This is a genomic window from Lentibacillus kimchii, assembly GCF_055381965.1.
On the sequence record NZ_AP043934.1, the window covers coordinates 2,450,766 to 2,463,091 of the forward strand.

The 12,326-nt window shown below is 45.6% G+C and carries 9 protein-coding genes; 1 reads left to right on the forward strand and 8 read right to left on the reverse strand.

Going from position 1 to position 12,326, the window contains the following annotated elements; genetic code table 11:
* Positions 1–456: 456 nt before the first annotated feature.
* Positions 457–2,730 (reverse strand): ATP-binding cassette domain-containing protein, encoded by a 2,274-nt coding sequence (locus ACZ444_RS12870; protein WP_382359403.1) that lies wholly within the window; start codon positions 2,728–2,730, stop codon positions 457–459.
* 110 nt (positions 2,731–2,840) lie between these two features.
* A complete protein-coding gene (locus ACZ444_RS12875) occupies positions 2,841–3,605 on the reverse strand; it encodes a tyrosine-protein phosphatase (RefSeq protein ID WP_382359400.1) in 765 nt (254 codons plus the stop codon).
* 442 nt (positions 3,606–4,047) lie between these two features.
* Between ACZ444_RS12875 and ACZ444_RS12880 the strand changes: the two genes are divergently transcribed.
* Positions 4,048–5,157: a C40 family peptidase gene (locus ACZ444_RS12880; protein ID WP_382359397.1), complete on the forward strand. Its 1,110-nt coding sequence runs from the start codon at positions 4,048–4,050 to the stop codon at positions 5,155–5,157.
* 160 nt (positions 5,158–5,317) lie between these two features.
* Here ACZ444_RS12880 and ACZ444_RS12885 read toward each other — a convergent pair whose 3' ends face one another.
* The 6 genes from ACZ444_RS12885 to ACZ444_RS12910 form a co-directional block, all read right to left on the reverse strand.
* Positions 5,318–6,694, reverse strand: a complete 1,377-nt coding sequence (locus tag ACZ444_RS12885; protein ID WP_382359394.1) for an SLC13 family permease — start codon at positions 6,692–6,694, stop codon at positions 5,318–5,320.
* A gap of 12 nt (positions 6,695–6,706) precedes the next feature.
* Positions 6,707–8,206 carry a tripartite tricarboxylate transporter permease gene (locus tag ACZ444_RS12890; RefSeq protein ID WP_382359391.1) on the reverse strand — a complete coding sequence of 500 codons (1,500 nt, stop codon included), beginning with the start codon at positions 8,204–8,206 and terminating at the stop codon, positions 6,707–6,709.
* Between the two features lie 15 nt (positions 8,207–8,221).
* Positions 8,222–8,596 carry a tripartite tricarboxylate transporter TctB family protein gene (locus ACZ444_RS12895; protein ID WP_464433375.1) on the reverse strand — a complete coding sequence of 125 codons (375 nt, stop codon included), beginning with the start codon at positions 8,594–8,596 and terminating at the stop codon, positions 8,222–8,224.
* Positions 8,597–8,738: 142 nt separating this feature from the next.
* Entirely contained in the window at positions 8,739–9,755 is a 1,017-nt protein-coding gene (locus ACZ444_RS12900) for a tripartite tricarboxylate transporter substrate binding protein (RefSeq protein ID WP_382359385.1), read from the reverse strand.
* A 112-nt stretch (positions 9,756–9,867) separates the two neighbouring features.
* A complete protein-coding gene (locus ACZ444_RS12905; RefSeq protein ID WP_382359382.1) occupies positions 9,868–10,572 on the reverse strand; it encodes a response regulator in 705 nt (234 codons plus the stop codon).
* Positions 10,573–12,174, reverse strand: a complete 1,602-nt coding sequence (locus ACZ444_RS12910; protein WP_382359380.1) for an ATP-binding protein — start codon at positions 12,172–12,174, stop codon at positions 10,573–10,575.
* Between the last annotated feature and the right edge of the window lie 152 nt (positions 12,175–12,326).

Consider the following 12,326-nt stretch of genomic DNA (forward strand, 5'->3'; position numbering starts at 1 on the left):
CCCCTTTTCATGACAGAGAAAATCAAGTATACTCCTATATAGAAGATCATACACTAAAAACCGCAGACGTTACAGTGTCTGCGGCTCAATAGACCGAACCCCACCAAAAGGGGGCGGCGCTGGGAAGATAACCCCTTACGCTCTCCAGGCATATGAGGGGTTATTTATGATCGGACATAATCAGCGCTACCAAAGCACCGAACGAGACCATTAAGGCCAAGGCATCTGCTACATCGATGGGCGCCACCTCCCTCCTTGGGGAGCTCCAAGTAAGGAATAAGGGACGCCACCCCCTCATATGAAGCCGATCTATTGTAACTTCCAGCATAACATAATTATATCTTATTTCATTTGGCTCGGTACCTATTCAATGCCAATCGCGGCTAAAAGGCCAGTTCATTTAAGCAATACATCTCCCTCTCCGGTAAGTGGAGGAGGTTCTAGAATCCTTCACCGTTAATGGTCCTGGGCTTCATCTTTAAGCCATTTGGCTGTTGGTGTTTCGGCATGCAGCATCTCTTCTGGTGTGCCTTCGAATATGAGATGACCGCCTTTTTTGCCGCCTTCTGGACCGAGTTCGATGACCCAGTCGCTCGCCGCTATAAAGTCCAGATTATGTTCAATGATGACAACCGAATTGCCTTTGTTCACCAGATTTTGAAAGACCTCTAAAAGCTGGGCGTTATCATCCATGTGCAGTCCCAATGATGGCTCGTCCAGCAGATAGACCTGGCCTTCTTTTTTCAAATGACTGGCCAGTTTCAGACGCTGCACTTCACCGCCGCTTAGAGAACGCGTCGTTTGCCCTAACGTCAGATAGCCTAGTCCGACGTCTTTGAGCGTGTTCACACGTTTCGTGAGCTTGGGTGTTTCAAAATAATTCATGGCCTCATCGATCGTTAGTTCCAGCATCTCCACGATATTTTTACCGCCATACCGATAGGACAGTGCCTCTTCTGAATAACGCGTGCCGCCGCATGCTTCACAGGCTATGGTTACAGGATCAGCAAAGGCGACATCTGGGGTTGTGACACCTTTGCCCTTGCAGACAGGACATGCGCCTGAGGAGTTGAAACTGAACAAGCCTGCTGGCTGGCCTGTTGCTTTGGCAAACATGGCACGAATATCATCCATGATCCCCATATACGTAGCCAGTGTCGACCGGTCAGAGATACCGATGCTGCTCTGGGATACCATAATGGTTTCAGGATGCGTCTCCGGGAAAGCCTCCAGCATTAAGGAACTTTTACCTGAACCAGATACCCCGCAAACCGAGACCAGAACATTTTTGGGAATCGAGATGTTTATCTGTTTCAGGTTATGATGATTAACGTTTTCCAAGGTGAAATAATCATTGATAGCCCTTGGCTGCTTGTTGATGCTGAGCTCATGGTTCAGGGATGTTGCGGCTCTCGAGTTTTCGAGGCCTTCTAATGCCCCCTGGAAGACAACCTCCCCGCCAGCTGAACCGGCGCCCGGACCCATTTCGATGATGACATCCGCTTCTTTAATGACTGACAGATCATGTTCGATGACAATGACGGTATTATGCTGCGCTTTAAGGCTCTGCAGCATTTGGATGAGCATCGCCACTTCATCGGGATGGAGACCGGCACTCGGTTCGTCGAAAATGTAGGTGATATTATTGAGACTGCTCCCTAAATGACGGGCGATTTTGACCCTTTGTGCTTCGCCGCCGGACAGGGTGCCCATTTGCCGTGACAGACTCAAATAGCCGAGTCCCATGTCAATGAGCTGTTTAACCTGGGGAATGATCTGCTGCGCGATTGATTCACCCAGCGGATCGTTGATTTTCGCCAGTTCTGTCTTGAGTTCGGTCAGTTCCAATTGATTGTATTCGGCAATATTAAAGCCATTAATCCGGCATTTCAATACCTCTGGATTGAGACCTGACCCCTGACATGTCGGGCATAAAGAATGACTCGACATGGCTAAGACATCATCCTGGGATATCTGTGCCAGCTTTGAGACGTCCCGGTTGATATACAGACGCCTGAACCGGGGTAATAGCCCGTCCCACTCATGATCCTGAGAACCATGTTTGGTATGAAACGGCGCAAAAACGCGTTCACCTTCCGGGGGCCCGTAGACTAATAAGTTGAACGTATCCTCGGAATAGTCCTTGATTGGCTTATCCGGATCGAATAAGCCGCCGGTCACCATCCACCAGCCCTGCCAGCCTGCCGGTGATAAGGGTTTGAATTGCACTGCATAGCCCCGGAGTGATTTATTATAATCGAGCAGCTTATCGGGGTCTGGTGCAATAACTCTGCCAAAACCACCGCATTCCGGGCAGCTGCCGAACGAACTCTGACTCGAAAAATCTGTCGCCTTGCCGACTGCTGGCTCGCCGATACGGGAGAACAGAAGCCGGATTAAGGGACTGATATCCATATAGGTGCCCACCGTTGAGCGGGAATTGCCGCCGACAGATCGCTGCTCCACGACAACCGACGGACTTAAATTTTGCATCAGATCGGCTTGAGGCCGTTCGTATTTTGGCATACGATTTCTGATATAAAGCGGATAGTTCAGCGTCATTTGTCGCCTGCTTTCGGCAGCTAATGTATCAAAAACAACGGAGCTTTTCCCTGATCCAGACAAACCCGTAAACAGAGTAATTTGTTCTTTCGGTATATTTAAAGCAACATTTTTCAAGTTATTTTCTTTAAGACCTCTTAGCCTAATTTCATCCTTCACCTCTGACACATTATCCGTCCTTTCGTTGTGGTGCCTGTCACTTCCCGGTTTTTGTCGAATCCTGCTGCAGCCGGTCTTGCTGTCTGTTCTTATAATAATACCCCTCAGCGTAACACGTTTCAATTACGTTTGAGGGGATTCCAGTTTCTTTTCAATTTAATACGGGTGGGGACGTCTGGTTGGATTGGCTGGCCATCGATGAGCAATTCAGCATTTTCCTGCAGCTTGAATTTGGCTGATTGCTTCATTGATTGGTATGCTTTTGCCAGACGAAATTCTTCACTATCGGCGCTGTGAGTGTTTGTCGCCATAAAGTGTACCATGCTGGCTTGCAGCAGTTTTCGGGTTAATTTTTGCACCCTTTTACCATGAATGCCGACAAGGCTGGCGGCGTCCGCTTGTACTAAGACGCCGTTTTTCACCATATCGTATAAATGATTTGGGTTTTCGGCGATGATGCTGTGGCGTTCTGGATGAGCTATGACGGGGACATAGCCAGCAATTTGCATGTCAAACAAGAGCTGGGCGAGATACGACGGCAGAGTGTCCTCCGGCAATTCGAGCAGTACGTAGCGTGTTGTCTGATTCAGCGGAAGAAGCGAACCGTCCTGCAGACCGTTCGTGATCGTTTCGTGGACTCGAATTTCCTGCCCGGGAAGAATATTAAGCGCGATGCCAGTCTCCTGTAATTTAGCATTAACGTAGTCGGTGACGCCAATAATAGCTTCACGCTGGTTATGATACCGACCATTCTGGTGATGGGGTGTGACAATAACGGTATCAATCCCCTGACTGACAGCCGTCTTCGCCATAGCCAGTGTATCGTCCATGGTTTGCGGCCCATTATCCAGCCCCGGCAGCATATGACTATGGATATCGATCATTCAAACACTCCTGATTATGTTTATATGTTCAGACTATACACGCATTTTAGGCTTATTGACTTATTGTACAGCTTTTCAACTGGCTCCTTCAACTAAAAAAATCGACGAAAATGACGCCTTCTGGGTGTAAATTCCGCAGACGGGTCCTGATATTCCTGGCAATCCCGGCAAGACTAATACGTTTCCCTGAAATTATTATATTAGGATCACAGATAGACTATGACTCAGCTTTCATATAGTTGTGATATACGTTTCTAGTCTAAGAGAAGCGAACTTAGCCACATGGAGCGATACAGAAGCTTTCTATTAGTCTTATTCCAGCAGGGACTAATATATTACAAGGAGATTACGAATAGATTACAAATCCATAAATAACCTTATTATACAATTTTTTCATGATATACTAGCAACTAGAATAAAACGATCTGGAGGCGAATATGACGTGGCCAATAAAAAAATCCTTATGTCCGTAGCAGCAAGTGCCGCGATTGCCGCAACCATATATAGTGCTGATGATGCAGAAGCTGCCTCTTATAAAGTCAAGAGCGGCGACACATTGTGGGCAATCGCTCAGCAGCTTGATACGAATGTTGGGCAGCTGAAATCGGTGAACGACTTATCAGGAAGCACCATTTATCCAAGCCAGGTTCTGGAGACAGATGATTCGACTGTATCAGTTGTCGAATCAAACAAAAAAGATAACAGCAGTGCGAAGGATACATACACGGTAAAAAGCGGTGATACGCTGAGTGGAATTGCGTCCAAACATAATATCTCGGTATCTGAACTGAAGGATTGGAATAATCTTGATTCAAACCTGATCCACCCAGGCGACAAATTCAGTGTGAGTGCTGCGAACAAAAAGGAATCAAATTCTGACAGCGGATCTGAATCAACGAGCTCCAGCAATGGGACAAGCTCTTCCGGCAGCAGCGCAAATAATGACTCACCAGACACACATACCGTTGCATCAGGTGATACACTGTCGGCCATCGCCAGCGCGTACAACGTATCTGTCCACAAGCTGAAAGACTGGAATAATCTAGTGTCTGACTTAATTTTAGTCGGGCAGAAGCTCTCGATCGGAGCAAACGATTCGAACCAAGCGAACGGAACATCCAGCGATTCGGATTCTTCCTCAAACACGTCAAATGCTAACGGTGGGAGCAGTGTCGACACAGACTATGATGTTAATGAATTAATTAACACGGCCAAAAGTCTTAAGGGCACCCCTTACGCTTGGGGCGGAACCACAACAAACGGTTTTGACTGCAGCGGCTTTATTCAGTACACGTTTAATCAAGCCGGCAAAAATCTCAGCCGTCTTTCCAGTGAAGGCTACTATAATCGTGCACACTATGTGAGTAAACCGCAGCTCGGCGATCTTGTATTTTTTGAAAATACGTATGCAGGTGCAAACGGCATTTCCCATATGGGAATCTACCTTGGTGATGGCGACTTCATCCATGCCGGCTCCGATGGCGTAACGATTTCAAATGTCAACAGCAGCTATTGGCAGCAGTATTTTGATGGCTACAAGCGCTTTTATTAATTGATTAATATAAGAAGGGAATGGGACAAAACTATTTCCGGAGCGACTTAAAAATACGTTTGTCCCCCCTCTTCTTTCGCCGCTTTCACAGACCACCATAAACCAGGCGGCCGAGCAAACCATTCATTGTCTGTGGACAAATCAGGTTCGCTTGCCACGCTTACAGCATCCATTGCCAGTAAGTAAATACGCTCAGAAAGATAATTAGTAACCACATTGGCATCGATACAAATCCCACGCGAAGCAAATCCCGATCGGTAAAATAACCATACGAATAACTGATTAAATGAACCGGTGACTGAGTCACAAGCAGAAAACCAGGGACACATGCGAGGTAAACACCCATGCCAAGCAGCAATGGTGAAATGCCGTTAATTTGCTCACCTACCGTAATGGCAAGCGGCAGCATGATGGTCATAAAACCGAGCACATTGACAAATACAAGTCGAATAACTGCGGTTAAGACAATCAGCCCAATAACGATGACATAAGTCGGCCAGTTACTGGCATGTGCAATCATAAATCCAGCTATCGTATCCAACACCCCTGTATCCAGCAACAAATGAGCTAACATGAGTGTTGAGGCAAAAAAGATCATCATATCCCAATTAATACCCTTTTTCGCTTCATCCCACGACATAACGCCGATATATGGACTAACCGTTAATAAAGCGCCGAACAGTCCTACCAGCGGGATAGAGAACCCATGCAGCGGCTGACTCAGCCATAGCAGCAGTGTGAAACTGATAATTCCAGCCATTTTGATTTCCTGCTTTGTCCATGGGCCCAGTTTCTGTTTATTTGTCTGTATTAATTCGGCGACAACAGTCCGGTCAACATGTTCAGACGGGAATGCTTTCATAAATAACAGCCACAGCAGACATACAAACAGACCAACCGGGAAGGAAAACAAAAGCAGCCAGTTCGTGTACGTTATTTTATCGGAGACGTCTGAGAGCATCCCAAACGCATAAACGGTAGAACTGGCACCGGTTGGTATAAAGGCTGCAGCAATTGAACTGACATACGCAATACCGATGAACAGCGCCTTGCCAAGATTGGAGGTTTCCTGAATTTGCCGCAAATGGGACAGCAAGTCATTCAGCGTTGAGCTGATTAAACTGCCTTTACCAATATTAGATGGAATGAAGGCGGTCAGCACAAACATCATAACAAACGATACAGCCAGCAGCAGACGGACGGAGCCTTTAGCGAGATCAAGGATCATCATGGCAATCCGGTTGGCAAGCCCTGTCGTGATAAATGCATGGGACAGGATAAATGTTGCAAACAGCAGCCATACCAGGCCGGATCCGAACTCATTCAGCACCTCATCATACGAATAAAAATGAATGGATAACAGGGCAATGAGAATAAGTGAACTCAACGCAAGCGGAAAGACCCGGCCAATCCAGAGAATCTGGACGATAACAAGTAAAGCTAATGCTTGCACCTGTGTATCCCAGTCCCAAATTGGCATAAAGAAAATCACATATAAAACAAGTATTGTAATCAAAAAACGAGTTTGTTTAGTCATCGTGAACCTGCTTTATGACGCTTTGGCTTTCCGTTTTTTTACCCACGATACAATAAACGGATAGGATATGGATAATAACGTCATTAAAGCCAGTACAATCGTTATAGGTGAAGCCGTCAGCATATTCCAGATACCGTCATGAGCAACGAGACTCTTGCGGAAGTTCTGCTCCATATCACCGCCGACGATCAATGCGAGTATAAGCGGTGCTATCGGAATATCCAGCAGTTTCATCAGCAATCCGATTACGCCAAAGATCACAAGTAAGTAAAAGTCGACCGTGCTGTAACTCAGCGTATATGTTCCAATGAACGCCAGCACGAGAATCAGTGGATACAGGACTTTAGGCGGTGTGTTTAGTATACGAACCAATAGCCCAACCAGCAGAATATTGAGAACCACGAGGAACAGATTTCCAATAAACATACTGTTCACCATTGTCCAGACCATATCAGGATTGTTTTCAAATAATAAGGGGCCTGGACGCAATCCCAGCATAATCACAGCACCCAGAATAACGGCGGTAGTGCCTGAACCAGGAATCCCCATTGTCAGCAATGGAATGAACGCGCCTACTGAGGCAGCGTTGTTCGCCGACTCCGGCGCAGCCACCCCTTCAATGGCCCCTTTGCCAAAACGCTCCGGCTTTTTGGCAAGCTGCCGTTCGGTTGTATAACTGAGCATTGATGCGATGGAACCACCTGCGCCAGGCAGCACCCCGATTAAAAACCCGATCGGGCCGTTACGGATAATCGGCCATTTTGACTGTTTCCATTGCTCTTTGTTAATGCCTTTTTTGCCGACCTTGTTTTTCTGCACACTCAAGCCATCGAGATGAAGGTAATTGTACAGCACCTCCCCGACCGCATAAATACCAATAATAACAATCAGGAAGTCCACACCTTCGCTTAATTGCGGTATATCAAACGTGAAACGGTAGACACCCGTTTGCAGATCGACACCGATGGTACTTAACATGAGTCCCAGGGCCATAGCAATGAATCCTTTGACCATTTTGCCAATTGACAGCGAGACAACCGCTGATAAGGTAAATAAGAAGAGTAAGAAATATTCTGCAGGACCAAAATCTAATGCAAATGATGCGAGTGGTTTAGCCAAAAGAACAAAACCGACAATCGCAAACAAACCGCCAATCAGTGATGCAATCGCCGATATCGTCAGTGCCTGCCCCGCTCGTCCCTGTTTCGTCATGGGGTAGCCATCAAACGATGCAGCGATCGCAGAACCATCTCCAGGCGTATTCAATAAAATTGAGCTGCGCGAACCACCATACATGGCCCCGTAATAAATAGCAGCCATTAAAATCAACGCACTTGTCGAGTTCATCCCGAATGTAATCGGAATAAGAACGGCAACGGCTGTCGCAGGGCCAAGGCCGGGCAGCATACCAACAATCGTTCCAAGAAAAGCACCGACCATCACCCAGAGCAAATTGCCCGGCTGCAGCGATACCATTAAACCATCTATGACATTTTGAAAATCCACACCCATGGTTTCAGCTCCTTTCTATGGCAGACTGACGTTCAGTAATTGGGCGAATGAGTACCAGGACAGAAATGAGAATACGACCGCAACAATAATATTCTGAAGCCAATGTTTCCGCCCATTAACCAGAAACAGCAATGCACCCAGAAACAAAATCGTTGAATAGAGAAAACCGATACGTTCAAATAAAAAGGTGTAAATCAAAATAAGGACAATCGTCACACCAATTAATTTCGGCGTACGTCCAGAAGACAGCTCTTTCACATCTTCAATAATTTCTCTCCGGCGTCTCCATTCCTGAACGAGATAAATAACGCTCATGACCAATAGAAAGAAACCGATTATCATCGGAAAATATCTTGGTGCATCTGGATTGCCTACCTGAGCTTTGTCCATATTGAACGTTAAAATTAAGTAGCTAGTGCTTAATACAATCAAAAAAACTGGCATAATCAGCCGGAACATGCTTACTTCCCCCATTTCACCATGAGAATGAATCCACCGGCTGCGTTTAGCCCGGTGGATTCATTCTATTGTCTTATTTATCTGTCAACCCGGCATCGTTGAGCAGTGTTTCATATTTATCAGTCTCACTCTTGAGGAATTTCTTTGTTTCGTCGCTGTCCTTATAGTAGGACTCCCATCCGTTATTATCGAGTACGTCTTGCCAAGCATCTGTATCTATCATTTTACTAATCTTGTTATCCCAGTAGTCGATTTCTTCATCACTCATATCCGGTGGTCCCATAATACCGCGCCAATGCGGGAAGACCATGTCAACGCCCTGTTCCTTCCACGTTTTCACATCGTCCAAGCCTTCCAGGCGCTCATCAGACGAGACGGCTACCATATTAATTTTATCTGCCTGATGCTGTTCCTTGGCTTCTGATACTGACATCGTTGCGGCATCCACATGACCTCCCAGGAGAGCTGTTACGACGTCACCGCCGCTTTCATATACCTGGAAATCAATTTTTGTTACATCAACGCCAAATTCCTTAGCTGCCTGTATAAAGGATAGGTGATCATCATTGCCTAAGCTTGGTGCAACACCAATTTTTAGCGACTTCGGATCATCTTTCAGCTTCTGCATGACCTCTTTGCCGGATGTCATATCTGAATCTGGTGCTACTGCAAGAGCGACCCACTCGGTTGTGAGCGTTGCCAGCGGTGTGAAATCTTTATACGTCAGGTCACTTTGACCCAATACGTTATTCGTAATCACCAAGCTGGAATTAATAGCAAGCGTATGTGCATCTTTTTCTTTAAGGTATTGCCAGCCGACTTCTCCGCCGCCGCCAGGCTTATTGACGACATTCATGTTTTGATTGACAATACCCTCATCCGATAAAATTTTCTGCATGGCCCGGGCCGTTCCATCCCAGCCGCCACCAGGCGATGCGGGAGCTACAATTTCAATGTTCTTCTCCGGGAAATCGGAACCGCCGGAGGCCTCTCCTTCTTTATCCTTGCCGCCATCCCCATCAGATGACGATGAGCAACCGGCTACAGTAATCACGGCCAGCAACAGTAAAACCCCTATGAATTTACGCATGATATCCACCTTTCTTTTTATATTAAGTACATAATAAACTCAAAATTCGCTTTTGTAATCGTTTTCAAATTTAATGAAATAAACCATGTTTTATTCATTTTGTTCATTTTGTTCACGAGCCATGATTCGGCACATACTTTCGTTCCGGACGGCCGACAATACCATACTCCTGTTCCACAAAAACACGATTAATCGACACTAAATACTCGAGATACCTTCTGGCAGTTGTCCGCGACGAACCAATCTGTATCCCCATTTCTTCAGCCGTGACAGGATCAGGATGATGGCTGATATAGTTGTTAATCTTTTTCAGGGTAACCTGATCAATGCCTTTGGGAAGGTTTTCGTATGTTTCGTCATTCGTTTCTGTATCTGCAGCCGGTTTATCTGATTGTGTGAATAAATGATCCAGCATGTTCTGATCAATTTTATCTTGCTGCTGCAGCACGCTTTGCCGCTCCTTATAATTTTCGATAACCTTCATGAAATGCTCCAGTGAAACAGGCTTGATCAGATAGTTAAAAACACCCTGGCGCAAACTTTTCTCCAGCAGATTCTTTTCATCAGCAGCCGTAATGATGATAATATCTAAATACGGTTGCATATCACGGATTTGTGTAATCAAATTGATGCCCATCATGTCGGGCAAATAAATATCGAGCAGGAGCAAATCCACTTCCTGTTCATTCAGCAGCTGAACGGTTTCTTTTCCATTCATAGCTTGTCCAGCCACCTCTACACCGTCTATTTTTTCTAAAAACCCTTCATGGATATTGGCAACGCGAAAATCATCTTCTGCAATGGCAACCCGAATCATTTAGGATCCCTCCTCCCGTTCTTTTGGCATGTAGGCAGTAATCGCTGTCCCGTACTCATTTGAATCTATCTCAATATGGCCGCGCAATGCTTCAACAGCTTGCTTCATATTATACAATCCATAGCCGCGATGCTCACCATTGTCGCTGGATTTAGTAGAATAATGCTGTGCAAAAACATCCTGAATAGCTTCCTCCCTGATCCCGCTTCCGTTATCGGTTACTTCAAAAATAATATCATGGCCGATATCCAATGCGGAAAACGTGACATAGCGATTGTTTTGCTTAAGTACTTCATCAAACGCATTATCAATTAGATTCCCGATAATTGTAATAATATCCGACGATTTAATATGCCCTGGCAGCCGGTCAAGCTGACTTTGGTCATCCACCTGAAAGTCAATTTTCTTTTCCGATGCCTTATTCATTTTGCCGAGCAATACGGCTTGCACTTTCGAATCCCATATTTGGTCAAAAATCAATTTATTTATTTGCTGGTCATCATTTGCCTCTTCACGAATCATCTCCAGAGCCTCATCGTACTTTTCCAGCTGAATTAAGCCGGAAATGACGTATAGCTTATTGGAAAACTCATGTGTTTGGGCGCGCAAATCATCCGAATAGCGTTTTACCTCTGACAGGGTATCCAGCATTTCTGTTACATCCGTTTTATCTCTAAACGTCATAACCGTTCCCATATAAGCGTTTTCTTTGATAATGGGAGCCATATTGACAATAATTGTTCGCCGGTTGATATGCATTTCCTGATTAACGATAGGTGTCTGCTTCGTGAGACGGCCTTGGTGAACATCAGGCAGCACTTGATCAATCGTTTGATTAACATCACGGTCATTCAGTTGCAGGAGTTGTTTAGCTGTTTCATTGATAAGCGTTACCTTCTCCTTCTTGTCGGTTGCAATAACACCTTCATTAATAGAAGATAGAATAGCTGCACGATCCCGGTACAAGGTGGCAATCTCACGCGGTTCCAGGCCTAGGGTATCCTTCCTGATATGTCTGGCGAGCATATAACTGGCAGCAAAACCGACTATAATCGCTAAAATAGATAGATAGATATTTCGCCGCAGACGATGCGCAACCACATCATTAATGTTTTCTTTTAAGTAGCCAACTGTTACGACACCAAGCACATTTCCGCGTTCATTCATGATGGGTGCTTTTCCTGTAACAGATGGCCCAATCCATTTAGAAGAATCAATATTATAGTAACCGCCAAATACAGCCGCCTTATACCCATCCTGAAACGCCTGCTCAATACCAATCATAGCTTCATTCGGATGCGATAAAACAGTCCCCTGGCGGTTCTGAATCACAATGTAGTCCGCTTGAGCCGGAATATCAAGCTGCTTGGTTAAAGCTTCGAGTCGTTCCCCGTCCTGATCCCGCAAGGCCTCCTTCACGGCAGGCACGAAGGATATGGTTTTCGCTGTCTGCAGGCTCAGACTATTTTTATTCGCATATAATTGCTTGATTTCAGTGTACGTGACAGCGCTCAGCAATAAAACCACAATCATCACGATAATGCCAATAACGATCCCAGCTATTTTTGTCTGTATCGATACATTCAGCAACCGCTGTTTCACCAAACGTCACCTGCTTTATCTGAATTAAATATATCCTTCATGTGTCACGGATAAGTATAGGAAATTTTAAAACATTGGGCAATTAATTGGGTTGCATGAATGGGCGCGCCTTGTGCTCACATGAAGACGATGGCTGCACGCCTTCGGATAAA